The sequence below is a fragment of the Anaerococcus sp. NML200574 genome, assembly GCF_026131665.1.
Lineage (GTDB): Bacteria > Bacillota > Clostridia > Tissierellales > Peptoniphilaceae > Anaerococcus > Anaerococcus kampingae.
Genome location: NZ_JAMXSM010000026.1, coordinates 1 through 24,323 on the forward strand (window position 1 = coordinate 1; position 24,323 = coordinate 24,323).

The 24,323-nt window shown below is 36.8% G+C and carries 22 protein-coding genes and 2 riboswitches; of the genes, 5 read left to right on the forward strand and 17 right to left on the reverse strand.

Features of this window, described 5'->3' with window-relative positions:
* Positions 1-999: 999 nt before the first annotated feature.
* The 4 genes from NH286_RS08620 (at position 1,000) to NH286_RS08635 (ending at position 6,735) form a co-directional block, all read left to right on the forward strand.
* The gene (locus NH286_RS08620) at positions 1,000-3,855 is read left to right on the forward strand and encodes an insulinase family protein (protein WP_265238312.1); all 2,856 of its coding nucleotides are present in this window, start codon (positions 1,000-1,002) and stop codon (positions 3,853-3,855) included.
* A gap of 101 nt (positions 3,856-3,956) precedes the next feature.
* Entirely contained in the window at positions 3,957-5,057 is a 1,101-nt protein-coding gene (locus NH286_RS08625; RefSeq protein ID WP_265238314.1) for a 5-bromo-4-chloroindolyl phosphate hydrolysis family protein, read from the forward strand.
* A complete protein-coding gene (locus NH286_RS08630) occupies positions 5,054-6,166 on the forward strand; it encodes a toxic anion resistance protein (protein WP_265238315.1) in 1,113 nt (370 codons plus the stop codon). The genes NH286_RS08625 and NH286_RS08630 overlap by 4 nt, the downstream gene beginning before the upstream one ends.
* A 287-nt stretch (positions 6,167-6,453) precedes the next feature.
* Complete coding sequence (locus NH286_RS08635) at positions 6,454-6,735, forward strand: kinase to dihydroxyacetone kinase (protein WP_265238316.1); 282 nt, start codon at positions 6,454-6,456, stop codon at positions 6,733-6,735.
* Between the two features lie 58 nt (positions 6,736-6,793).
* Here NH286_RS08635 and NH286_RS08640 read toward each other — a convergent pair whose 3' ends face one another.
* The gene (locus NH286_RS08640; protein ID WP_265238317.1) at positions 6,794-7,630 is read right to left on the reverse strand and encodes a DUF4300 family protein; all 837 of its coding nucleotides are present in this window, start codon (positions 7,628-7,630) and stop codon (positions 6,794-6,796) included.
* Positions 7,631-7,762: 132 nt separating this feature from the next.
* On the opposite strand from NH286_RS08640, the gene NH286_RS08645 reads away from it, so the two are divergent.
* Positions 7,763-9,169 (forward strand): hypothetical protein, encoded by a 1,407-nt coding sequence (locus NH286_RS08645; RefSeq protein WP_265238318.1) that lies wholly within the window; start codon positions 7,763-7,765, stop codon positions 9,167-9,169.
* Positions 9,170-9,204: 35 nt separating this feature from the next.
* Here the strand turns inward: NH286_RS08645 and NH286_RS08650 are convergent, their stop codons facing one another.
* The 16 genes from NH286_RS08650 to NH286_RS08725 all read right to left on the reverse strand — a co-directional run bounded on the left by NH286_RS08650 (position 9,205) and on the right by NH286_RS08725 (position 23,984).
* Positions 9,205-9,885: a M48 family metallopeptidase gene (locus NH286_RS08650; protein ID WP_265238320.1), complete on the reverse strand. Its 681-nt coding sequence runs from the start codon at positions 9,883-9,885 to the stop codon at positions 9,205-9,207.
* A 124-nt stretch (positions 9,886-10,009) separates the two neighbouring features.
* Complete coding sequence (locus tag NH286_RS08655; protein WP_265214257.1) at positions 10,010-10,843, reverse strand: energy-coupling factor transporter transmembrane component T family protein; 834 nt, start codon at positions 10,841-10,843, stop codon at positions 10,010-10,012.
* Positions 10,836-12,554 carry an ABC transporter ATP-binding protein gene (locus NH286_RS08660; protein ID WP_106461063.1) on the reverse strand — a complete coding sequence of 573 codons (1,719 nt, stop codon included), beginning with the start codon at positions 12,552-12,554 and terminating at the stop codon, positions 10,836-10,838. Before NH286_RS08660 ends, NH286_RS08655 begins: the two co-directional genes overlap by 8 nt.
* Before the next feature lies 1 nt (position 12,555).
* Complete coding sequence (locus NH286_RS08665; protein WP_106461064.1) at positions 12,556-13,107, reverse strand: ECF-type riboflavin transporter substrate-binding protein; 552 nt, start codon at positions 13,105-13,107, stop codon at positions 12,556-12,558.
* Positions 13,107-13,943: an S-adenosyl-l-methionine hydroxide adenosyltransferase family protein gene (locus tag NH286_RS08670; RefSeq protein WP_106461156.1), complete on the reverse strand. Its 837-nt coding sequence runs from the start codon at positions 13,941-13,943 to the stop codon at positions 13,107-13,109. The genes NH286_RS08665 and NH286_RS08670 overlap by 1 nt, the downstream gene beginning before the upstream one ends.
* A gap of 96 nt (positions 13,944-14,039) precedes the next feature.
* A riboswitch (SAM riboswitch) is annotated at positions 14,040-14,126 on the reverse strand.
* A 114-nt stretch (positions 14,127-14,240) separates the two neighbouring features.
* A complete protein-coding gene (locus NH286_RS08675) occupies positions 14,241-14,834 on the reverse strand; it encodes an ECF transporter S component (protein ID WP_106461065.1) in 594 nt (197 codons plus the stop codon).
* A 58-nt stretch (positions 14,835-14,892) separates the two neighbouring features.
* Positions 14,893-15,010: riboswitch (FMN riboswitch) on the reverse strand.
* Between the two features lie 76 nt (positions 15,011-15,086).
* Positions 15,087-15,749 carry a winged helix-turn-helix domain-containing protein gene (locus tag NH286_RS08680; protein ID WP_106461066.1) on the reverse strand — a complete coding sequence of 221 codons (663 nt, stop codon included), beginning with the start codon at positions 15,747-15,749 and terminating at the stop codon, positions 15,087-15,089.
* Positions 15,750-16,090: 341 nt separating this feature from the next.
* On the reverse strand, positions 16,091-16,780 hold the full coding sequence (gene gpmA / locus NH286_RS08685) for a 2,3-diphosphoglycerate-dependent phosphoglycerate mutase (protein WP_265238324.1): 690 nt from the start codon (positions 16,778-16,780) through the stop codon (positions 16,091-16,093).
* On the reverse strand, positions 16,780-17,829 hold the full coding sequence (locus NH286_RS08690) for a rod shape-determining protein (RefSeq protein WP_106461068.1): 1,050 nt from the start codon (positions 17,827-17,829) through the stop codon (positions 16,780-16,782). The genes gpmA and NH286_RS08690 overlap by 1 nt, the downstream gene beginning before the upstream one ends.
* 448 nt (positions 17,830-18,277) lie before the next feature.
* A complete protein-coding gene (locus NH286_RS08695) occupies positions 18,278-18,463 on the reverse strand; it encodes a hypothetical protein (RefSeq protein WP_106461069.1) in 186 nt (61 codons plus the stop codon).
* 602 nt (positions 18,464-19,065) lie between these two features.
* The gene (metK, locus tag NH286_RS08700) at positions 19,066-20,235 is read right to left on the reverse strand and encodes a methionine adenosyltransferase (protein WP_265238327.1); all 1,170 of its coding nucleotides are present in this window, start codon (positions 20,233-20,235) and stop codon (positions 19,066-19,068) included.
* Entirely contained in the window at positions 20,232-20,708 is a 477-nt protein-coding gene (gene ispF, locus NH286_RS08705; protein ID WP_265214267.1) for a 2-C-methyl-D-erythritol 2,4-cyclodiphosphate synthase, read from the reverse strand. Before ispF ends, metK begins: the two co-directional genes overlap by 4 nt.
* Positions 20,705-21,409, reverse strand: a complete 705-nt coding sequence (gene ispD, locus NH286_RS08710) for a 2-C-methyl-D-erythritol 4-phosphate cytidylyltransferase (protein ID WP_265238329.1) — start codon at positions 21,407-21,409, stop codon at positions 20,705-20,707. Before ispD ends, ispF begins: the two co-directional genes overlap by 4 nt.
* Entirely contained in the window at positions 21,354-22,505 is a 1,152-nt protein-coding gene (locus NH286_RS08715; protein ID WP_265238331.1) for a PIN/TRAM domain-containing protein, read from the reverse strand. The genes ispD and NH286_RS08715 overlap by 56 nt, the downstream gene beginning before the upstream one ends.
* Before the next feature lie 9 nt (positions 22,506-22,514).
* Positions 22,515-22,994 carry a CarD family transcriptional regulator gene (locus tag NH286_RS08720; RefSeq protein ID WP_106461074.1) on the reverse strand — a complete coding sequence of 160 codons (480 nt, stop codon included), beginning with the start codon at positions 22,992-22,994 and terminating at the stop codon, positions 22,515-22,517.
* Positions 22,995-23,084: 90 nt separating this feature from the next.
* Positions 23,085-23,984 (reverse strand): diacylglycerol/lipid kinase family protein, encoded by a 900-nt coding sequence (locus tag NH286_RS08725; RefSeq protein ID WP_265214274.1) that lies wholly within the window; start codon positions 23,982-23,984, stop codon positions 23,085-23,087.
* Positions 23,985-24,323: the final 339 nt, after the last annotated feature.

The following is a 24,323-nucleotide window of genomic DNA, read 5'->3' on the forward strand; positions in this document are numbered from 1 at the left end:
AAAAATCAGTATATTATCTTGATAAATCGCCCTTTTCTATAGAAAAGGGCCACCATCAATCTATAATATATTTGTATTGTAAGAAATTGAGCTACAACTTTTTGGGGGTACCATAGTCCCTCATCGGCCTCCCCTTAAACCCCTCCCCGTTACACCCCCAGGCGGCCCCTAAAGCGGGGAGCATGAACAGAAGCTTGCCTTCGGCAAGCCTCTCTTGGCAGGCATAATCCTTTGTTTTAGCCATCCTAATTCTTACTAGTTTTGACATTCCGATGCCTAAAAATCTCAATCTAGTCCAAATTTATGTTTTGTATATACCCTACATCTTAGTAGTTACAGAAATTTAATATTCACTCGTGCGTCAGGAGATTTTTTTAACGACATCTCCATTTACAAAATCTCCCGACCTTTGGGGATATAGTTCTGTATTCTGAGAGAATATTAACGTCAAAGTAGATTTAAGACTCGTCTGCCTTTGACAAACTTTGCGATTAGTTGTTTAGAGAATAGAACTTTAAGATATACTTAATTAAAATCGTTAATTATTTCAAATCAAGTCGGCGTCCAAAAATTTTGTTGAACGAAACGAAGTGGAGTGAATCTAAATTTTTAGATGACGAGATTTGAAATAATAGATTTTGTACCAGGATGAATAGCAGTCAGGTCTAATAAAGAAGATTGTCAGAGGCAATCTTCATTTTGCCCTCTGCAAGAGTCGCTTGCGGGGTGTAACGAAGTGGGGGTGTAAGGGGGAGGGCAATGAGGACCCATGCGAAAGGGTCCTTGGCCCTCCCCCTTTGGCGAAGTCATCAGCTTAATGACAATAATTTATTATGATAAAAAATTACAAAGAATTAAAGTAAATATTAATATTATCTTGGATAATAAACCAACCATCTTGGATAATAAAACAGGGATTTTTAGGAGAAGCCCCTAAAATACTTTATCTTGGATAAAAATGGTATAATCATCTTAAAATGAAAAAGTAAAGGATATATAATGAATAAAAATTACGAATTAATTAAAAGTGAAGGCTTTGACAAGTTAGGGATCACCGCCTTTTACTACAAACATATAAAAACTGGGGCGAGGATTGTCTTTGCCAAGTCGACCGATGCTAATAAGACTTTTGGGATTGGTTTTAAGACTCCTCCTACAAATTCTAAGGGCATGGCCCACATTATGGAACATTCTGTTCTTAATGGATCTAAGAAATATAGGACTAAGGATCCCTTTATGGATATGGCTTCTTCGAGCCTACAGACCTTCCTAAATGCTATGACCTATCCTGATAAGACTGTTTTCCCTGTTTCTAGTGAAAACGACAAGGACTTTAGAAACCTAGTTGATGTCTATACAGATGCGGTTTTTGCACCCCTTGTCCTTGAAAAAAAGGAAATCCTTGACCAAGAGGGTTGGCATTTTGATCTTGATGACAATGATAAGGTCGTCGGCGTATCTGGCGTAGTTTATAATGAAATGAAAGGGGCTCTTTCTGATCCAGAAAGCCTTATCTCAAATGAAATAAATTCTTACCTCTATAAAAATAGTCCTTATGAATACGAATCAGGTGGAAATCCTGCTGATATCAAGGATTTGACCTTTGATGACTTTGTGGACTTTTACAAAACTCACTACCACCCATCAAATGCCTATATCTATTATTATGGAAATATAGATGACATCGATGCCTATCTTACAAGGCTTGATGAGGAATATCTAAGCCACTATGATTATAAGGATATAGACCTTGCCATAGAAGTTGTGGAAAATCATTATGAAGCTCCAATCGAGGGGACTTATCCATCTGCAAGGGAAAATGAAAACGAAGACTACCTATCCTATGCCATGCTCACCCACTCAAGCCTGGATATAAAGGAAACACTCACAGCAGCTGTCCTTGTCAATGCCCTTTTTAATATGGATTCATCAAAGATTAGGCTAAAAGTCCAAGAAAAATTATCACCAGAATATTTCTATGCAAGAAATACCTACGGCAACCGCGCTGGCCTTATCATCCAAGCCCAAAAGGCAGATGGAGATAAGCTAGATGATTTTGTAGACATAATTGAAGATGGCCTTAAAGAAGCAAGCCAGGGCCTAAATAAGGAAGCCCTAAAATCTGCCTTTTCTCTCTTTGAATTTGGTCAATTGGAAAACCTAAATTCTGTAAATGCAGGCCTTACTTATTACCTATCCATGTCCTTTGACGCAGATCCTTTCGAAGTATTCAAAATCGTTGACTATCTAAAGGAATTAAGGGAATTAATAGATACAGATTATTATGAAAATTTCATCAAAGATTTCTATATAAATAATCCTACAAGGCTAATTCACCTTTCAAAGCCAAGCATGGACTACAACAAAAAGAAAGACGCCGAATTTAAAGATTTTCTTGCTAGGGTCAATAGAGAGATGTCTGATGAAAAATTAGAAGAGATAAAGGCATCTCTTAAGAATCTTGAGACCTACCAAAATAGGGAAAATACCGAGAAAGAAAAGGCCACAATCCCAGTCCTTGACCTAAGAGATGTGCCAACAGCAACTGTAAAAGTAAAAAGACTCGTTGAAGAAGAAAAATTCCAATATGTTTTCAACGACCTAAATACAGCAGGCCTCATCTATACAGAACTTTATTTTGATATCAATCACCTAAGCCTGGAGGACTTAAAATACGCCCAAATCTTTGCAGAGCTTGCTGCATCAATAGATACAAAAAATATATCCTATACAGAAATTGACGATATAATCTGGCAAAAACTTGGTTCTATCAACTTTTCAATAACAAACTTTAGACAAGGGCCAGAAAAAATTGATAGGAACTTTAAAGTTGGATTTAAGACCCTAAGGGCCTATGCAAAAGATGCCATGAATCTAGTAAATGACTTTGCCTTTAATTCTATTTTTGACAATAAGGCGAGAATCCTTGAGCTTTTAAGGATTAGAAAGTCAATTTTCGAATCAAGAATATATGATTCAGGCCACATGATAGCCATAAATAGGAATAATTCACACCTAGATAAGGCTGCCTTCATCCAGGAAAATATAACAGGTCTAGCCTATTATGACTTTATAAAAGATGTCATCAAGCTTTGTGAAAATGATTTTGAAAGCCTCATAGAAAAACTAGAAAAAATTAGCAAGGAAATCTTTACAAAGAGTCTTTCAATTAATATTGCGGCAACTAAAGAAGATTACCTAATAATGAAGAATGCAATCAATGATAATCTAGTAAATCTTAAGGATAAGCCAGAAGATGTAGAAATTGACTTTTCACCAAAGCCTGTAAAAGAAGCCATCGCATCAGATGCCAATGTAAATTACGTATCAAAATCAGCAAAGCTTGATGCTAAAAGCTTTAAAGGCTCTTACATGCTAGCAAGCTCTATAATTTCAAATCCTTACCTATATTCCCTAATCAGAGCCAAGGGCGGTGCCTACGGGGCAGGAATGACCATAACAAGGGCCCTAAACCTTGCAACTTACTCCTACAGGGACCCAAATATAGAAAAAACCCTAGAAGCCTATGACCAGATTCCAGAAATCGCAGCAAACCTTGAAATGAGTCAGAGAGATTTTGACAACCAAAAAATCTCATCCATGGGCTCTATCCTAAGACCTAGGTCACCAAAACAAATGGCAGATAGCGATTATTCCTACTTTAGGATCAAAAACGCAAAAAAAGAAGATGAAATCCTTGCTGAAATTAAGACCACAAAAATCGAAGACATAAAAGCTATGGCAGATGATTTCAAAAAGGCCATGAACCTTAATAATATAACAGTTTTTGGCTCTAGAGAAGATATATTTGCCATCGAAGACAAGTTTGATAAAGTTATAGACCTAAAAGATTGATATATTGAATTTTTCAAAAAATAATCTTAAATATATTAAATTCTATTTAAATTATATTGAGCTAGCGTATAATGATTATAGAAAATGAAAGTGAGAGAAAAATGGCAAAGAAAAATAATAACTTTAGATTTGACCTAGACGATTTAGATTTCGACCTAGATAATATAGACTTTGCCTCAATCGGGCAAAAAATTAAAAATTCAGTAACATCAGCCATAAATGGCTTTAGCAGAGGATTTTCTACAAATCTACCAGCCATAAGAGACCCAAATGTGTGCGAGCAAAAAAATCCAATTGGTCCAGGAAGGATTAATGGCCTTAAATTCTTTGCAGTCCTTATTGGCATTACCTGCATTAGTATAGGTTTAGATGAATTACTTTATATGGGCTTAGCGAATTTTATATTTAAATCATTACTAATTGCTGTAGGGATAGGAGTACCTATCTACATGTGGCAAATAGCCAATAACAACAAGCGCCTAGCCATAAACTATTCCAGATTTAAAAGGGAGCTTGGGACAAACACTATTATTTCAATAAAAGACTTGGCTAGTGCGGTAAGCCAGAGTGAAAAACAGACAATCAATGATTTGCTATATTTTATGAAGCAAAACTACTTCAAACAAGCAAGAATTGTTGAAAATGATTCAATATTCATCCTTGATATACCAACCTTCAAGCTCTACAAGGAAAAAATGGCTGGCCTTCCTTACTATAAGAGGGAAGAAATCACAGATGATGTGTCAGTTGAAGATATAAACAAGGACCAAGCAGAAAATATAATTACAAACTCAGACCAAATCCTAGAAAAAATGAATAAATCAGGATCAAACATAAGGTCAGAATCCTTTAAGGCCAAGCTTTCTGTTCTTTTCACAAATATAGCTGACATCTTAAACATAGTCAAAAAATATCCGCAAAAGGCAAGTAGTCTTACAAAGTTTAACGACTATTACATGCCAACCTCCCTCAAACTAATCGAATCATTCGAAGAATTTGAGCTGATGAATACAGATGATATAAAGATAAGAAAGGCCATGGCAGAGATTGAAAATTCAATCAAAACCATTGCTGAAGCCTTTGACAACATCAAGGTAGACCTTCTAAGCGACAGGGCTATGGATGTAAAAACAGACATAGACACCATAGAGCTAATCCTAAACCAAGAAGGCCTACTAGAAAATGATTGGAGTGAAAAATGAGTGACATCAAATTAAGCCTAGATGGCGCAGAAGAAAACGACCCAAAGCTAGAAGCAATCACAAATGATAGCCCAGACTTGATTGAAAATAAAATCACATTTTCAGAAGCAGAAGAGAAGATGATAGATGAGTTTTCCAAAAAAATTGACCTAGAAAATACAAATATCATCTTGCAATACGGCTCAGGAGCCCAAAAGAAAATCTCAAACTTCTCCGAAAAAACCCTAGACACAGTAAGAAACAAGGACTTAGGAGAAATCGGAGGACTACTTGATAAGGTAGTCGTTGATATCAGACATATGGAAGATGAAGAACCATCTGGCCCACTTGGCTTTTTCAAAAAAGCTACCAACAAGCTAGAAGACCTCAAAGTTCGCTACCAATCAGCCGAAAAAAACATAAATGACGTAGCAAAGGTCCTAGAAAATCATCAGATAACCCTCATGAAGGATATATCCATGCTCGATCAGATGTATGATTTAAATGAAGACTACTACAAGGAAATCTCCATGTACATCGAGGCAGGAAATAGAAAGCTAGCCGACCTTTACAAAAACGACATCCCAGCCCTAGAGCTCAAAGCTCAGGCAAGTAACCTTCCACTAGATGCCCAAAAGGTAAATGACCTAAAGGCCCAGGCCAACCGCTTTGAGAAAAAACTCCACGACCTTGATCTAACAAGGATGGTATCAATCCAGATGGCTCCACAAATAAGGATGGTCCAATCATCAAACTCCATAATGGCAGAAAAAATCCAAACAACCATAGTAAACACCATCCCACTCTGGAAAAACCAAATGGTCCTAGCCCTAGGCATGAATCACACCGACCAGGCCATAAGAACCCAACAAAGAGTAACCGACCTAACTAATGAGCTATTAAGGAAAAACGCCGACACCCTAAAACAAAACACCATAAAAACCGCCAAGGCAACAGAACGTGGTATAATAGACCTAGAAACAATAAAACATACAAACGAAGCCCTAATAACAACCATAGAAGAAGTAAGAAACATCCAAATAGAAGGCAAGAAAAATAGAGAACAAGCCAAGGCCGAAATAGCAAACCTAGAAGCCGAACTAAAAAGAAACTTGACACAAAGAAACTAAGGTATAATTTATAAAAGTAAGCTTATCGGTTAAAGAAAATCTATTGAAATAACTATCCTCATTACTCAAGAAGCTTGCCGAAGGCAAGCAACCTTATTCGCCCTCCGCTAAGGAGCCGGATGTGGGGTGTAACGGGGAGGGGGTTTAAGGGGGAGCCCAATGAGGGACCATCCGGAAGGTCCCTTGGGGCTCCCCCTTGAACGAAGAGAATCGATAAATAGATACTGTTCATCATGATATAAACAATTAAGATGAAAATAATTTATTTTGAATAAGGGGGACTAATAATGCACGAATTTAAACCAGGCGAAAAAATCGAATTCAAATTTGATTGCCAAATGTTAATAGCAAGAACAGACAAAGACCTAGACGAAGATGAAATCTTTGACTATATTTCAGAAAATCTAGAGGGTGATTCCCTACTTGCAGTTGGGGATGAAGACTTAATAAAAATCCACTTCCACTCCAACAAACCATGGAAAGTCCTAGAATACGCAGCAAGCCTAGGCGATATACACGATATCGTGGTAGAAAATATGCAAAGACAAGCTGACGGCTTGCAAGGATAAAAATAAACCCAGTTATTAAGTTTTGCTTAATAACTGGGTTTTCTTTATATTTCAACATTTATTCGATGTATTTTCCATTATCCATAATAAAAGGTGGGGCTGCTTCTGGATCTATGAAGTCCTTAAACTTATCCTTCAAATACTTATAACAAGCATCCTTTGTAGGGAATTTTATGGCTTGATAAGGTTCCTCAAAGGAGATTTTTTCTACAAATAGATATCCTCCCTCTATTTCTGTCAAAACTCCTATATGGCCGATAAAAAGCTTGTCCCCATCTAATTTGTCATGGATCATGACAGATACTAGGTCAATTTTTTCTGGATAGGTCCACTTCTGATAATATTTTTCGGCAACCTTGCCCTGAACCGCTGGATCTTTAGATCCTTCTGTTGGAATACTTGTAAAAAACTCCCTAAATTTCAAAGTTTCATCTTCATTAAAAATATTTCCCTTTTTAATCATATCCAAATCGGTAAAAAGTATAGAATCATCGATTTCTGTTTGATTTTTATTAGTAAGCTCATCTTCACTAAGCAAGAAAGCATTTATCCTACAATTAGTATCTACTAAATCCTTTCCATCCCTCCTATTGATAATTTTGCCTGTATCATAGGTCTTATTTATATCCTTGATAAAACCATCAATAAGCAAGTCACTACCAACAGCCTCATTATAGTCCTTAACAAGCTTCATAAAGCTATTTACCCTATCAGGATTAATTTTGCCCTTAAGAGTATTTTCTACAAATTTTTGGCTATCTTCATCAGCCATATTGCTAAGACTTGGCTCTACTATCTGATTTTGAATTTCTTTTCCTTCTTCGAGGCCTTTATCCTTTTGGCTACATGCTCCTAAAATTAAAGTCATGGCAAGGATCGCTAATATTTTTTTCATTCATTCTCCTATTTTATAAATATCTTATATTATACCAGAAATAATTTCCAGTTTTTATTTTATTTGCAAGAAACTTTTTACATATTAAAGCAATATGATATAATTATCTTAACAAGAAGAAAGGATGCGAACATGAAAAAAATTCTATTAAGTCTTTTGACCCTGACCCTAATGCTTAGTGCTTGTAATAACAAGGGTAGTGTTAAGAAGGAAAATAGCAAAAGCGATATTGAAGCAAATTATGATACAGATAGCAGTGTAGATTCCGCTGAGTCTGATGATGAAGATGGCCTAAGTCTTGGCGAACAAAAAATAATTATCCTAGATAGAGTAGAAGTAAAAGACCAAAAGGCTAAAAAATTTAAGGCAAAACAAACAGATGATATCTTTAAAGAACTTGCTGGCAAAGAATTTTCAAACTATCCTGCTAGCGGGTCTGAAAGAATTTATTTCCGAGAAAATGGTAATGTAGACGGAGCAGCCCTTTATGGCAATGGTAATATGTTCTCATCTACCCTATATAAGGCCAAATTTGACCTAGTCAAAAAAATTGATGACCTAACTTATGAAATAAAACTAACTAGCCTAGACTATCAAAATCCAGTAGATAAGGAAGAAAAAATCAACAAGAATGGTTATGAATATATCCACAACTTCGTAAGGTCTCCATATTTTGATAAAAAAGTAGGTCAGACTTTTAAAATCTATTTGCCTAAAACAAAGGTCAGTTCCTTAAAAGATAGGGACATAATGTCCATCGAAGGTACAGATAACCACATAGCAAATGGCCAAATCAATGTTTTTGCCCTAGCGGGTAAGGATAAAAACTCTAACAATGAAGACTTTGTAATGATGTCAGAATTAGTAGATAAGAAGATGAAAAGCGCCAAAAAAGATGACAAAAATTACCTTGCTTACTTTGAAGCAGAATGGAAAAGATTCATAGATAAGGTAGCTAAAGAAAAGGATGAAAATCCTGAAGATAAAACTAATCCTGGTGATGAAAATTTTGATATCCTAGCTAAAATGATCTTAGATTCCTATGAAATGGATACAGAATCTGGCAAGGACATTATAAACCTAGATAAGGCTCAAAAATTCTTAAAAGAAAATGCAGGAATATTTGCCGATATGAAATATGCCGAGAAATATAAAGATAGGTTCAAGGATATAGGCATAAGCGGCCTAGATTTAAAAGCTGACAAAGACCAACCAATCATAAAAATAAGAGGATCCTATGTCGATGAAGCTGAAATAGAGCCAGAAAATGGCAAATTTGGCCTATGGGATAACTACCTAAGGGCAAGGCTAAATTCAGGCGAAGATATAATAATCAAGCTCAAACTCCTAGGAAATAGGCTTAATTATACCTATGATGCAGCTGATGGATCTAAGGTAGTAAATGTCTGGGCCCTACCACTAGGCGTCTATAAAACAACAGATGACAATGGCAAAGAAATAAGAGTATTTGAATTTGTAAGTGGTGAAGGCGTTCAAGATCAAGCATACAAACTATTTGGAGATGACTACAATAAATAAGATAACAAAAGCCGGCAAAATAGCCGGCTACTTTTTTAAGGCTTAGGCTCCTTAAGTAGGGCCTCAGCCTTTTTATATTCTGGAAAAAAGCTTTCAATCAAAGCATAAAAACTCTTGCTGTGGTTAGGTTCAAGCAAATGACAAAGCTCATGGACAAGGACATAAGTTAGGCAGATGGGCTCATACTTAGCAAGGTTTGTATTAAGCCAAACTCGCTTCTTAGAAATATTGCAAGACCCCCAACGAGTCTTCATCTTCCTAAGCCTATAATAATCTGCCCTTAGCCCTGTCAAATCCTCAGCCTCTTTAATAGCCTCACCTAGCCTAGCTTCTAAAGATTTTCTATAAAAATCATCAAAGAGCTCATCTTTTAAAGCCCCACTTAAGTCCCCCTTATAAAAAAATATTATCTTTGAATCACAAATCTTAAAAGTATTTTTATTATCTTTAATAAATTCAAGCTTATAGGCCCTGCCCCAAAGATAAATAAGCCCCTCATCCCTGGTATTCCTAGCCTTAGCAAACTTAGCTTGATTTTTAATAATACAATCTTTCCTAGCAGATACAAAAGCCTCAAGGTCCTTATTACTGACATGGGAAGGTGCAGAAAGAACAAGATCTCCAAAAGGCGGAGTGACCTTTAGGATGATATTTTTTTGGTTTTTTCTCTTTCTTAGAGAAAGAGAAAAAGAAGCTATTGTTGTTTGGATTTTCATGAAAAATTCCTTTTTTCCTATCCTAGATAGGAGTATTTTTTCTTTATTATCCAAGATAATAACTTTTTGCTTTACTATCCAAGATAATAAAGTGGGATTTTTAGGGGGAAGCCCCCTAAATACTTTATCTTTGATAAAAAGGATTAAAGAATCTTCCCTCATTTACAAAAAATAAAGCAATCCCAATCCCCACTATTAAAACCACTCCTATTATTACAAATATGTCTGATTTTTTAAAGGGCTTTGCCCTGTACCAGGTTCTTTCTTTGTTCTTGCCAAAACGTCTTAATTCCATGGCTTGGGAGATTGTTTCTATTCTCTCTAGACTGTCAAAAATTAGGGGCAATACTATATTTGAACTTGCCTTTACTCTTTTTACAAAGCTTGTCTTCCTACTCATCTCTATGCCTCTGGCCTGGCTTGCGCTTCTTATATCGTAGTAGGAAGCCTGGATATCTGGTATATATCTTAGGGCTAGGGCTACTGCGTAGGAGATTTTGTAGGATAGGCCTATCCTATTTAAGCTTGATGAAAATTCGCTTGGATCTGTTGTTAGGATAAAGATTATGGCAAGGGGGATGGTTGAAAAATATTTTAAGCCTACATTTAGTTCGTAAAATAATTGCTCGGCTGTTAAACTATACCTACCAAAGCCCTCCCAAAGAACTGTCCTTGTCCCATAAAGTTTGACCCCGTATTCTGGCTCGAAGATATAGATAGCTAGAAGATTTATTATTGAAAAGACCGCCACTATTTTTACCAAAAATGATATCTCTTCCCATTTGATTTTTGCTACTTTCATGGTTATCAGGGATAGGACCATGACAAAGATTAGAAATCTGGTATCAAAAGATGTCATTACTATTATTGATAAGAGAATGAAGGCTATTAACTTGCTTGCCCCTGATAGGTCGTGGACTAGAGTGTCTTTTTTGATATAACCTAGGGTATTATTCATCTTTTCCTCCTCTTTCATATGCAATAAAACTTTCTATGAAGTCTTTTGGATCTATTCCTTCTAATTTTTGACCAAGTTTATAAAGAGATGTCTCCGCAAGGTGTGCCCTAGCTATTAGGTCTTTCTCAGAAAATAAATCTGCTGGATTGGTGTCAGCTAAGATTTTTTTACCTTCTATAACTATGACTCTATCTGTATATTCCTGGATTAGGTGCATGTCATGGCTTATCATAAGTATACTTAGTCCGTACTTATCCCTTAAATCTTTGATAAAATCCATCATCTGCCTGTAGTGGCCTAGGTCTTGGCCTGCTGTTGGTTCATCTAGGATTATAACTTCTGGGTCTAGGACTAGGATCGAAGCTATAGTAACCCTTCTTTTTTGACCATAGGAAAGGGCTGATATTGGCCAATTTCTAAATGGATAGAGGCCACAAATCTTTAGGGTCTCTTCTACTTTTTCCCTTATTAGGTCTTCGTCAATATTTCTTATCCTTAGACCAAAGGCGACTTCATCATAAATCATGGTTTTAGATATCATGGCATTAGGGTTTTGAAGGACAAAGCCAATCTTTTCTGCAATTTCTTTTATGGAAAGGCTGCTTGTATCCTCGCCTTTGATGTAGATTTTGCCTTTATTTGGCCTTAGAAAGCCTGCCATTAGCTTGGCTAAAGTTGATTTACCTGCTCCATTTGGCCCTACAATTGAGGTAAGCTCTCCCTCTTTTATCTCTAAATTTATATTTTCTAGAATTAAGTCCTTGTCATAGGCAAAGGATAAATCTTCAATTTTTATTAACTCTTCCTTAGAATTTTCCTTGACCTCTTCTTTGATATTTGTTGACCAAGTCCTTAGCTTATCCAGGTCACAATCCTTTATATTTACCTGGTCAATGTCTCCTAGCTTGTCATAGGCTTTTATGTCGCATCCCGCATAGGTTAGGGCATCTAGGTAGAGAGGCTTTCTGATTGTGATTTTATCTAGGATATCTGATTTTAAAAGATCAGTAGGAGATAGGTCTGCTAATATTTTGCCCCCATCTACCGCTATTATCCTGTCTGGATCAAGGAGGAGAGCCTCTTCTAGCCTGTGTTCTATGACTATGACTGTAACTTTGAGTCTTTCTGCCAAGTCCCTTACAAGCTTCATTGTTGCCCTGCCGCTTTTTGGGTCTAGGTTTGCCAAAGGCTCATCTAAAAGCAAGATTGGTACTTGACTTATCAAAACCCCACCTATTGATACAGTCTGCTTTTGTCCACCCGATAAATCGCTTGGTTTTCTGTCTAAGAGCTTTGTAATCTTTAGCTCATCAGCCCATTTTTCTACAAGTTCTTTCATCTTTTCCTGGTCCACCTTATCATTTTCAAGACAAAAGGCCATATCTTCTGCTACAGTAAGGCCTACAAATTGGCCGTCAGTATCTTGGAGGACTGTTCCTGTCGATAAGGAGAGGTCAAAGATTGATGAATCCTTGATGTTTTTTCCATCAACAAAGACCTCCCCCTCTATATCTCCGGGGAAGGTATTTGGTATTTGGCCATTTAGGCTCTTAGCAAGGGTCGACTTGCCAGAGCCTGATGGGCCTACTATTACAATTTTTTCACCCTTTTTGATTTCTAAATTGATATCTATAAGGGAGGGCTCAGCCTGTGCTCTGTATTTAAAAGAGTAATTATTAAATTTTACTAAGGACTGGCTCTTATCTGTCATATTAGTCTCTACTTAATGAATTGTCTGCTGTTTGGGTCTTAGCATAAGCTGCAATTAAGATTGTTCCCAAAATTCCTACTGCAAGGCTGTTAAGGCCTGCTGATACAAAACCTTGGGCAAACACCTTATTGGCTGGCTCTGAATAAATTAGGATGTCTAAAACTGGCGCAACTAGGCCCCAAGAGATGACATTGGTTATGATTTGTCCGATGTTAAATTTGATTATATCTTTTTTCTCAAATTTACCCTTGCTTAGATCAAGATTTTTTCCAACTAGGCCAAATCCTGCTCCTGTTACCCCGCTTGTGATAACCCATGACCACCATAGGCCGTAAGTTAATAGGTCCTTGATAGCATGGCCTATAAGTCCAATTAGGCATCCAACAACCGGTCCAAAAAGCACGCTCATTAGAGCTAGGAATGGGTAGGTTGTTTCTACTGATGTATTTGGAATGAAACCTACTGGTATTGATAAAAATCTACCTAGAATAAAAAACACTGCAGCACCAATGCCTATAGCAACTATGCTTGTAATTGAATTATTTTTTTTCATTATATCTCCTTTTTGATAAATATGGTCCAATCTGCACCTGTCCCTATCTGGTAGGTGTCAGAAAATGATGCTTGGTTGATGGCTATACCTAAATTTATTAGGGAATTGATATAGGCTATAGTCTCCCCAAGTCCAACGTCTGCGAAAGAATGGCCAAAGGTCATTTGATTTTCATATTTTTTGATATTTTTATAGAAAATTGTAACCTTAATAGCATCACCCTGCTTGATATCCGCCTTCTTTAATAAGTCTAGCGGAATATTTGTCCATAAAGATCCAAATCTAATATCTAGGATGTCGATAGTTCCCTCTATTACTCCATCTTTAAATACAGCCTCCTTGATAGGTGAATATACCAATTCATCAAGGCTAATTTCTTTTAGAAAATGATAATAACCCTCATCACTTGCAAGCTTTGCCCCATTGTAGGCATAGACATCCCTGCCATGGAAGGTGTGGGAATTTTCTGAGAATGGGAGCCTATCCTTAACCTCATCGATAATCCTTGCAGATTCTAGGCCAATAAATTTAGCTACATGGGAAATAGTTCCATTATCAGGAGTGACAATGTAGTGGCCGGCCTTGGTTTTTACAACAATAGAGTGCCTATCGCTGCCTACTCCTGGATCCACTACTGATACAAAAACTGTTCCCTTTGGCCAATATTCTATGGTTTGCAAAATCCTATAGGAAGCCTCAAAAATATTGTAAGGTTTGATATCGTGGGTTAGATCATCTATTATTAGATCAGAATTTACCATTCTAGCAACCCCGTGCATGGCAGATACTGCCCCATCTCCTAAACCAAAGTCTGATTGAAAAACTAAAGCGTTCATTTTAATAAGTCCTTTCATAAATAAAATGCCTAGGCGGAAAATTTTCAAATTTTTAATCAAAAAACACCCACCTGCGATGGATGTTCATTTTCTACCTATCCATCATTCAAGCTTTAGCACCTTAGCCTTTGCTAGGTTGCTGAAGGGTCATCAAGCTTGTCTCTCGCCTTCTCTTTATGGTAAGAACATTATACCCCTAAAAAAACCTTTGTCTTTAAAAAAATCAAAAAGCACCCTCATAATGAAAGAGTGCTTTTTGATAAACAGAATGTTGTAGGATAATAATATAATAAGAATTTATCTTGCTTTTAATATTGGCGAAACCCTCTTATAGATTAGGTCTGTAACTAAGGCTGCAACTGCACCCTTGACTAGGTTAAATGGCACAATTGAAAGTAGCATTAGGCTTACATAGGATTTAACAAGTGGGTTGCCTGGTACTTGGCCAGCAAAGGCTTCAAGTGGGAATCCCATTGCCTTAGCATAGGCTGGGAATACTACAAAGGCATTTGAAAGTGTAGCTATAGCTGTCATTGCGATAACTCCACAAGCAAGTGCAAAGATAGCAGTTTTCTTAGTCTTCCTGTTTTTATAAATTGTAGATGCTACAAATACGAATGTTGAACCAACTATAAAGTTTGATAGTTCGCCAACTCCAACAGTTTGTGTCTTAGTTAGATTAAGAATATTTTTAACTAATTGAATAGCAACTCCTGCCCAAGGTCCCATAGCAAAGCCTCCTATAAGGGCTGGCACATCTGCCAAATCCACTCTCATAAATGGTGGGGCTATTGGAATTGGTACTTGGAAAAACATGAGTATAAAAGCCAAAGCGGCTAAGATACCAATTTTAGTAACGTTGCTTAGTGAAATAGATCTTGTTTTGTTCATATAATACCTCCCTTTGGGCATAAAAAATGCCCTAAAATCAGGGCTCGAAAAAAATTATAATAATCTTCTTCCATCCAGACTATACTGTCGGTTTTGGAATTGCACCAAATCGGTCCAAAGGGACTCGCAGACTATAACTGCCGGTTAAGGAATTTCACCTTTCCCTGAAGAAGCAATGGTTTTCATTGCTATATAATATCTATTAATTTATCTACTTATATTGTAAACTATCGTCTATAATATGTCAAATTTTTATTCAGGGGAACAAGAATCAAGTGTCCACCTATATCCTTGCCTACTAACTGTCTCAATTGGAGCAAGATCTGCCTTTTTAAACTCATTTCTAATCTTTCTGATATGTTCTCTAACAGACCTAGGTGTGGTGTCAAGGTTTTTGTCAGTTTTCATGATCTCCACTATATCTTCCTTGCTAAGGGTCTTGCCCATATTAGAGATTAAGATTGCACAAATAGCAAGCTCAGACTTGGTTAAATCCAAAATCTTATTGCCAACCCTAAAGATACCATTATCTTCTTCCATGGTGCAAAAACCAAGCTTAATAATATTGGCCTGACTTATCTCTTCTACCTTCTTAAAAATATTTTGGATAAATTCATCCCTAGTTACAGAATGGATAACAAAATCCTTATCATCAAGTTCTTGCTCGTAAGGATTTTTCTTATATCTTTCAGTTAGGTAGATTACAGGAATTTTGGTCTTTTGTTTGATATATTGGATAAATTGTAGACACTTATTATGAGTCATATCAACAAGGATAAGATCATAAACGCTACAATCTTTAAACAAAAGCTCATCCATAGATTCGATTTTCTCCACAAGAACATCATTCTTATTAAAGTGAGAATTTATTAAATTTGATACACCATTCTCATATTCAACAGAAGCAATTCTCATTTTTTCCTTCTTTCCTAATAAAGATTTAATAAAATCATTTTCGTAAAACCTACAAATACTTTTATGTTTCTTTAAAATTAATAATTTTTTATAAGTTAACATTTAAAATATAAAGCAATACATGTAAATCTTACTATCTATGTAGAATATCTTTAAACAACTTTAACTTAGCCAAGTTTATTTTATAAATCTTTATAATATATTTTAATTAATCCTGTTAACACTTTACGCTCATAAGGGATATTTACAAGATATTTTTATTATCACAATTAAAAGTGTAATAAATATGTTTAATATTAAAATATCAATAAAAAAGAGTCCTTAAGGACTCTTTCAAAGATTTATAGATAATATTTTTTAACTACATTTAGTTCATCATCTATTTCATAAACTAGTGGTTGACCTGTTGGGATTTCTAAATCCATTATGTCATCATCTGAGATTTTTTCTAGGTGTTTAGCTAGGGCTCTTAAGCTGTTGCCGTGAGCTGCTACTAGGACTGTGTCGCCTTCAAGTAGTTGTGGAGCAATTTTGTCGAAGTAATAAGGTAGTACTCTTTCAAGTGTTACCTTTAGGTTTTCTGCACCTGGAATTACATCTTTTGGAAGGTGAGCAAACATTGGAAGTGCTGCTTGTCTTTCTTTTTCTTCTGCTGAGAGTTCTGGTGGAAGTGTATCATATGATCTTCTCCAGATGTGAACTTGTTCATCACCGTATTTTTCAGCTGTTTCTGCTTTGTTTAGACCTTGTAGGGCACCGTAGTGTCTTTCGTTTAGTCTCCAAGATTTTTCAACTGGTACAAATAATTGGTCAGAATATTCAAGAGCAAAGTTACAAGTTTTGATAGCTCTTTTTAGGATTGATGTGTGAGCATAATCAAATTTGATGCCTGCTTCTTTAATCTTTCTTCCAGCTTCCTTAGCTTCTTCTACACCCTTATCAGATAGGTTTACATCTACCCAACCTGTAAATTTGTTAGCTAGGTTCCATTCACTTTGGCCATGTCTTACTAATACTAATTTTTTTGTCATTATCTTCTCCTTAGTTTTTCAAAAGCTTCATTTTCTGCTTGCTTGCTTTTGATAGCTTCGTTCCTATTCTCATCTAACTGGTCTATCCAATTTAGGGCCTTGGCAGTTCCCTCAATTACACATTCTTGAGGATTATCAGCTATCCTTGCCTCAATCCTAAATTTCTCTTCGATCCTATCCTTTAGACCCAAGGTATAGGCGCCTCCCCCTGTAAGGATAATTTGCCTATCAAATATATCACTTGCAAGTTCTGGCGGAGTTACTTCCATAACTCTTTTTACCCCTTCTACAATCAAATCAATCTGACGTTTTATAGAATCCTTGACCTCACTAACAGGTATATAAACCTTAGATGGGAGGCCATTAGCTATTTCCCTACCCTTAACCTCGATTGAATCATCGACTGTAAGCTTACCTGCTTCTTTTTTGATAGCTTCTGCACTTTGATCGCCAATAAGTAGCCCATAGCGAGTCCTAATATAATCCTTTATAGCCTTATCAAATGTTAGACCTGCTACATCAACAGACTTACTAGATATGATTTGGCCCATGGATATAACCGCTATATCACAAGTGCCTCCTCCTACATCGACAACCATAGATCCCTTAGGATCTGTTATATCTACACCTGCGCCAAGGGCTGCAGCTAGGGGTTCTTCAATAAGATAAGTCCTGTGAGCTCCAGCATTTTCAGCCGCCTGGAGGACTGCTCTTTTTTCAACTTGGGTAGACCTTGCTGGTACACAAATAAGTAAATCAGGTTTGAAAAGGGATTTTTTGACAGATTTATTCAAAAAATGTTCAAGCATCCTCTCGGTAGCTCTAAAATCTGCAATAACCCCATCTTTCATCGGAAGGATACAGGAAACATTCCCAGCAGCCCTACCAATCAATTTCTTAGCATCTTCACCAACCGCAAGTATCTCATCTGTAAGGACATCTATAGCTATGACAGATGGTTCATTTAAAACTATTCCTTTGTTATAAACATAGACTAGCACACTAGCCGTTCCTAGGTCAATAGCAACCGACCTTCTAAATCTTGCCATAATATTTTTCTCTTTCTCTAATGGTAGTAAAAATTTTGTAATCAAAATTTTTACGGTTCTCACAGTTTATCAAGCACGAAGTGCGAAGCATAAACTGATGAGAAACCTTATGTAATTTCTTATATCTTATGCGACGAATAGGAGCATTAGATATAAGAAATTACCTGCAACTTTGTTTTCTTTATTTTTTTGCTTACTAAAATTATATCATAATAGGGTGATTTTTTCATCCAAGATAAAGTTTTTCTTTTATTTAAAATAATAATATTATATAGTTTTACCCTTCGTAACTTTATCTCATAATAAATTATTATTATTTACTATTGAATCTTCGTTCCAAGGGGAGGCCCAAGGGACCTTCCGCATGGTCCCTCATCGGACGGAAACCCGTTTGCTACGCAAACTCCTTCGTGCTACCGCACTATGTTTCCGGCATAAACGCCCCAAATCAAGGGGCGTTTATGTCCCCCTTAAACCCCTCTCCGTTACACCCCCAGGCGGCCCCTAAAGCGGGGAGCATGATTAGAAGCTTGCCTTCGGCAAGCAACTCTAAGTAGACAGAACACTTCGTAAAAGTTATTCTAATCATAACTGATTTTGACATTCCGATGCCTAAAAATCTCAATCTAGCCATAATAATCTTCTATATAAACTCTACATCTCAGTAGGTACAGAATTCTTATTTGTACTCGTGCGTCAGGAGATTTTCTTAACGGCATCTCCATTTACAAAATCTCCCGACCTTGGGAGAATTATTCTGTATTCTGAGAGTATATTGATATCATAGTAGGTCTAAGCTCGTTTGCTCTCGCAAACATTGCGATAAACAGGTCTAGGGAAGATAGTCTTAAGACTTATATAAATAAAATCGTAAATTATTTTAAATCGAGGAAGCGTTGAAAAATTTTGTTGAGCGTAGCGAATCTAAATTTTTAGCTGACGAGATTTAAAATAATAGATTTTGAACCAGGATGAATAGCAGTCAGGTCTAACAAAGAAGATTGCCAGAGGCAATCTTCTTTTTGCCCTCTGCAAGAGTCGCTTGTGGGGTGTAACGAAGAGGGGGTGTAAGGGGGAGGGCGATGAGGACCCATGCGAAAGGGTCCTTGGCCCTCCCCCTTTGGCGAAGTCATCAGCTTGATGACAACCATTTTATACGTGATAAAATTCCGAAGAATTAAAGTAAATAATAATATTATCTTGGATAATAAAGAAAAAGGTTATTAGGGAAACTCCCTAATAATTTTTAAGGTCTTGGACCTTATCCAACCTCTCCCATGTAAACTCTTCTTCATCTCTTCCAAAATGACCGTAGGCGGCTGTTTTTTTGTAGATTGGACGTCTTAGGTCTAGGTTTGCTATTATGGCTGCTGGTCTGAAGTCGAAGTTTTCTTCTAGGATTTCTAGGAGTTTTTCGTCATCGTATTTGCCTGTTCCAAAGCTATCTACATAGATTGATAGGGGTTTTGCTACTCCTATGGCATAAGATACTCCTATTTCTAGCTTATCTGCTAGGCCTGCTGCTACCATGTTTTTGGCTGCATATCTAGCCATATAAGCTGCTGACCTGTCTACCTTTGTTGGGTCTTTGCCTGAAAATGCTCCGCCACCTGCTTTTGAATAGCCGCCGTAGGAATCTACTATTATTTTTCTTCCTGTAAGTCCGCTATCTCCCTTTGGGCCGCCTATTACGAATTTGCCTGTTGGGTTGATGTAGATTTTGGTCTTTTCATCTATTAATTTTTCATCTACTACTGCTTTTATAACATGATTTATTATGTCTTCTCTTATTTTTTCTAAGGATACTTCTTCCTTATGTTGGCTTGAGATGACTATGGAGTCGATTCTTACTAGCTTATCATCATCATATTCTACTGTTACCTGGGTCTTGCCATCTGGCCTTAAATAGTCTAGGATGCCTTCTTTTCTAACTTGGGCTAGTCTTTTAGCTAGGGCTTGGGCCATAGCTACTGATACTGGAAGGTATAAGTCTGTTTCATTGTCTGCGTAGCCAAAGACCATTCCTTGGTCTCCTGCTCCTATTTGGTCAAATGGGTCAGAGCCTTCTTTATATTCGCTTGCCTTATCTACACCTTGGGCTATGTCTGCTGATTGCTCGATTAGGCTGGTGAGTACTGCTACATTTTCATAGTCAAAGCCTGTATCTCCATCTGTATAGCCAATTTCTTTTATGGTCTCTCTTACTATATTTTCTATTGGGGCATAGGCTTCTGTTGAGATCTCTCCTACTACTAGGACAAGGCCTGTGGTTGTGACTGTCTCGCAAGCTACTCTTGAGTTTTTATCTTGTCTTAGGCATTCATCTAGGATTGCATCTGATATTTGATCGCAGACCTTATCTGGATGGCCTTCTGTTACTGATTCGCTGGTTATTAATTTTCTCATTCTTTCTCCTTTAGGTAAACTATTGCTCTTGATTCTATGCCGAGGCCCTTTCCTGTAAAGCCTAATTTCTCGCTGGTTGAGGCCTTTACTGATACATTTGCTAGGTCAGTTTTTAGGTGGCGAGCCAATAATTTTACTATTTCTTCTCTTTTTGGTGATATTTTTGGCATCTCACAGATTATTACTGAGTCGATGTTGCCTATTTCATAGCCCATATCTTCCATTTTTTGGACAACCCTATCTAAAAGGTCAATGGAATATATGTCCTTGTAGGCTGGGTCTGTGTCTGGGAAGAGGTTGCCAATATCTGGAAGGGCTAGGGCGCCGAGGATGGCATCCATTATGGCATGGGTTAAGACATCTGCATCTGAATGGCCTAAGAGGCCCTTTTCATAATCAAATTTGACTCCACCTAGGATTAGGTCCCTTCCTTCTACTAATTTGTGGACGTCATAGCCTATTCCTACTCTCATTTTTCTTCCTTTCTTAAAAATCCTTCGCCAAAGATTATATCTTCTTGGGTTGTAATTTTTATATTTTGATATTCGCCTTCTACGATTTTTACCGGTGTTTTCTTGTCAAAAAATTCGAACAGTTGGCTGTCATCGGTGACTTTTGCTTCACTTGTCATATATTTTTCGTAGAGGGTCTTGATTTTTTCTACCTCAAAGACTTGGGGTGTTTGGATATTATATACAAAGTCTCTATTAGGAGTGAAGTCTACCTCTCCCCTCTCATTGGCTACTTTTATGGTATCCTTGGCTTTGGTTGCAGCTATGGCTGCCTTATAATTATCCATTTCTTTTAATGTTCTTCTAAAAAGTTCTAGGCTTGCAAAAGGTCTTACCCCATCGTGGGTTAAGACCAGTTGACTTTTTTTATTTAAGACCATTAGGCCCTTGTATGTTGACTCTTCACGGCTTTTGCCGCCCTTTACTATCTTTATTCGCCTGTCATTTATTTTTTCTACTAGGCTAGCTGCCATTTTTCTATCTTCTTCTCTTATAACTAGGACTATTTCGTCAAATTCAGCTAGTGAGATGACCTTTTCTAGGGTTATTTCTAGGATTTTCTTGCCTGCTATCTCTATATATGGCTTGTTTGTGGCTAGACCCATCCTAAGTCCTGATCCAGCTGCTGTTATGATGGCTGATAGGTATTTTCCTTTGTACATCCTCACTCCTTACAAATATCATCCTGCCTGCAGATGTTTGAAGGACGGATGTTACTTTGGCATTTATGACCTGATCTATGAGGCCTGCTCCATCTTCTACTACTACCATGGTTCCATCTTCTAGGTAGCCTACACCTTGGTTTTTGCCCTTTCCTTCTTTGATTACCTCTATTTGCATTAGCTCTCCAGGTATTACTACTGGCTTTAGGGCATTGGCTAGGTCGTTTATATTTAGGATTGGGATTCCTTGGACATTTGCTACCTTGCTTAGGTTGTAGTCATTTGTAAATACCTTGGCTCCCAAATCTAGGGCAAGCTTTAAAAGCTTGGCATCTACTTCTTTGATATCTTCGTAATCCTTATCTAGGACTTTTAGCTTTATCTTATCTGTCTCTTGGATTTTCTTGACTATATCAAGGCCCCTGCGACCTCTTTCTCTTTTTAAGTCATCTGGGCTATCTGCTATGTGCTGGAGTTCTTCTAGGACAAATTCTGTCACTATTAGCTCACCTTCCAAGAAGTCTGTATTTATTATATCAAGGATTCTTCCATCTATTATTACAGATGTATCGAGAACCTTTGGACTTGCGGTCATATTTGCCCTGTCAAAGGCTATTTTTTCTTTTTTGTCTTTTTTATCTTCTTTTGACCTTGTCATGAAGGCTATTAGGTCATCTGCATTTCTTATAGCAAGTCTCCATCCAAGATAACCAAAACCGATATATAATAAAATAGATAATAGCACAAAAATAGAATTTCCTACTACAGGTAGGGATAGTTTGGTTAATGGGGTAGATGCTAATGCTGCTACTAAGAAACCTAGAATTATACCAAGTACGCCTATAACAAGGTTTGCTGCTGGCAATTTACTAATCTTCTTTTCTAAAATTGAAAAACTTATTGTTGCTTTGTTGGCAATCGGGTCTGCAATTAAATAAAAAATAAATGCAAATAAAGCTGATGCTAGAATATTAGCCCCTATAAATAATTTGCCGCTATTAGGGATAAACCCAAAAGCGGCGTTAACTACTTTTAAGACTACTATTCCAAGAACAGCCCCGATTAGCATGAAAACTAATCTGATTATTCTCTTCATAATATCTCCTTATAAACCGATAGACTCATCTATCATCTTTTCTGCCTCTTCTTTGTCTAGAGAACCCACCATGACTAACTCACTAGCAAGGATTCTCCTTGCCCTATTAAGAAGCTTTTTCTCAGTTGTTGAAAGTCCCTTATCATTATCCAAAATTGCAAGATTTCTAACCATCTTAGCGATTTCAAAGACATCTCCGGTCTTTAGAATATCTTGATTGTCCCTATATCTTTTGGTCCAATTAGTATTCATCTCTGTTGGCTTGTCATCTAGGATTTGTAAAACTTCTTTTCCTTCTTCCTTGGAAATAATACTTCTGATGTTCATTTCACCTATTTTCTCAGCTGGAATTGATATATCCATATCTCCAATAGGCATCTTAAGAATAAAATATTCCTTCTCCTCGCCCATAAAAGTCATCTTTTCAATGGAATCAATCACGCCAGCCCCGTGCAATGGGTAAACTATCTTATCGCCTACTTTAAACATATAACCTCCTAGGTTCTCTAGTAGTATTATACCATAAATTTAAAAATAAGCTTATAGTAAGCTATCAGTATATTCCAAAAAATATTTTTATCAATCCTTAAGGCCTGTTTTTATGTTAATTCTTTTATGAATAACCTCAATATTTGCATCTGTAGTTTTACCACCAAAGTCGCCATCAAGCGACCAGGAGACTTTTTCATCAGTCTTTACCCTAAGACTAGATGCCTGGCGCCTAATAACAAAGTCATTTGACTCATTGTTGGTAAGGGCCTGGATAATCTTATTTAGGTCAATAAGGCTCTCAGGTCTTTTAACCAGGGTAATTTCAAAAAGCCCATCAGAAAGGCCAACCTCTCCATCAAAAATATCAGTAAAACCACCCACAGAAATAGAATTAGAGGCCATAAAGTGAATAAAATCACCCTTAATAAGCTCATGATCAACTTCAATTTCTGCCTGGTAGGATTTCATAGATTGGATAGGAAGTAAATTCTTAAGTCCTTCAACAATATAGGCAGAGCGGCCCAAAATATTTTTCATATCCTGATCAGTAGAAAAACTTATATCAGAGAGAGCTCCAAAGGCTGCCACATAGACAAAATACTTATCATCAATCTTTCCAACATCAATCCTCTTAACCTTACCCCTGACAGCAGTTCTAGTCGCTTTTTCAATTTCTGGAGAAATATTAATAGACCTTGAAAAATCATTTGTAGAACCTGTAGGTATATAAGAAAAAGTCGGATCAATATCAGCTCTAAGAGCAGCAGAAACAGCCTCATCCAAAGTACCATCACCACCTGATACAAGGATGTTATCAAAGTCCTTTCCATATTTTTCAACAATCTCACGACAATCTCCAGCCTTTTGGGTAGCATAAACAGTAGGAAAAATCCCCTTGCTAGATAGGTATTCAATAATAGAAGAAAGGCTATTCTGAATAGCCCTCTGGCCAGAGTTTGGATTATAAACAAATAACATTTTTTTCATAAAATCACCTTTTCTTAGGGCAAATTGCCTAAATCACCAATAATATATATTTGATTTTACTACAAAATATTGAAATTTTTAGGGGCTTCCCCTAAAAACCTCTGGTTTATTATCCAAGATAATAATATTTTCTTTATTTTAATGAATGGTAATTATTTAGTGTTTTTCTTCGGAACTTTATCTTTTATTAAATTATATTCATTTACAATTGTATCTTCGTACCTAGGGGGAACCCAAGGGGGCGGCAGATGCCCTGTAGGACTCCCCAAAAGTTGTAGCTAGAAAAGAGGCTGCAATGAAAAAATATAGTTTAGAATTAAAGAAAAAAGTAATAAAAGA

What these genes read in the sequence shown, in the direction of transcription:
- NH286_RS08680 (WP_106461066.1), bottom strand. Translation starts at nt 15,749, where the DNA reads ATGAGAATTGCTTCTGTTGAATATGAGAATGGTGTATCAAATTTAATA.
- NH286_RS08690 (WP_106461068.1), bottom strand. Translation starts at nt 17,829, where the DNA reads ATGGCAAGATTTAGAAGGTCGGTTGCTATTGACCTAGGAACGGCTAGT.
- NH286_RS08620 (WP_265238312.1), top strand. Translation starts at nt 1,000, where the DNA reads ATGAATAAAAATTACGAATTAATTAAAAGTGAAGGCTTTGACAAGTTA.
- NH286_RS08660 (WP_106461063.1), bottom strand. Translation starts at nt 12,554, where the DNA reads ATGACAGATAAGAGCCAGTCCTTAGTAAAATTTAATAATTACTCTTTT.
- NH286_RS08670 (WP_106461156.1), bottom strand. Translation starts at nt 13,943, where the DNA reads ATGAACGCTTTAGTTTTTCAATCAGACTTTGGTTTAGGAGATGGGGCA.
- NH286_RS08725 (WP_265214274.1), bottom strand. Translation starts at nt 23,984, where the DNA reads ATGAAAAAAATGTTATTTGTTTATAATCCAAACTCTGGCCAGAGGGCT.
- NH286_RS08645 (WP_265238318.1), top strand. Translation starts at nt 7,763, where the DNA reads ATGAAAAAAATTCTATTAAGTCTTTTGACCCTGACCCTAATGCTTAGT.
- NH286_RS08665 (WP_106461064.1), bottom strand. Translation starts at nt 13,107, where the DNA reads ATGAAAAAAAATAATTCAATTACAAGCATAGTTGCTATAGGCATTGGT.
- NH286_RS08655 (WP_265214257.1), bottom strand. Translation starts at nt 10,843, where the DNA reads ATGAATAATACCCTAGGTTATATCAAAAAAGACACTCTAGTCCACGAC.
- NH286_RS08720 (WP_106461074.1), bottom strand. Translation starts at nt 22,994, where the DNA reads ATGTTTAAAGTAGGCGATAAGATAGTTTACCCATTGCACGGGGCTGGC.
- NH286_RS08715 (WP_265238331.1), bottom strand. Translation starts at nt 22,505, where the DNA reads ATGAAGAGAATAATCAGATTAGTTTTCATGCTAATCGGGGCTGTTCTT.
- NH286_RS08675 (WP_106461065.1), bottom strand. Translation starts at nt 14,834, where the DNA reads ATGAACAAAACAAGATCTATTTCACTAAGCAACGTTACTAAAATTGGT.
- ispD (WP_265238329.1), bottom strand. Translation starts at nt 21,409, where the DNA reads ATGTACAAAGGAAAATACCTATCAGCCATCATAACAGCAGCTGGATCA.
- NH286_RS08630 (WP_265238315.1), top strand. Translation starts at nt 5,054, where the DNA reads ATGAGTGACATCAAATTAAGCCTAGATGGCGCAGAAGAAAACGACCCA.
- NH286_RS08635 (WP_265238316.1), top strand. Translation starts at nt 6,454, where the DNA reads ATGCACGAATTTAAACCAGGCGAAAAAATCGAATTCAAATTTGATTGC.
- ispF (WP_265214267.1), bottom strand. Translation starts at nt 20,708, where the DNA reads ATGAGAGTAGGAATAGGCTATGACGTCCACAAATTAGTAGAAGGAAGG.
- NH286_RS08695 (WP_106461069.1), bottom strand. Translation starts at nt 18,463, where the DNA reads ATGGCTAGATTGAGATTTTTAGGCATCGGAATGTCAAAATCAGTTATG.
- NH286_RS08640 (WP_265238317.1), bottom strand. Translation starts at nt 7,630, where the DNA reads ATGAAAAAAATATTAGCGATCCTTGCCATGACTTTAATTTTAGGAGCA.
- gpmA (WP_265238324.1), bottom strand. Translation starts at nt 16,780, where the DNA reads ATGACAAAAAAATTAGTATTAGTAAGACATGGCCAAAGTGAATGGAAC.
- NH286_RS08650 (WP_265238320.1), bottom strand. Translation starts at nt 9,885, where the DNA reads ATGAAAATCCAAACAACAATAGCTTCTTTTTCTCTTTCTCTAAGAAAG.
- NH286_RS08625 (WP_265238314.1), top strand. Translation starts at nt 3,957, where the DNA reads ATGGCAAAGAAAAATAATAACTTTAGATTTGACCTAGACGATTTAGAT.
- metK (WP_265238327.1), bottom strand. Translation starts at nt 20,235, where the DNA reads ATGAGAAAATTAATAACCAGCGAATCAGTAACAGAAGGCCATCCAGAT.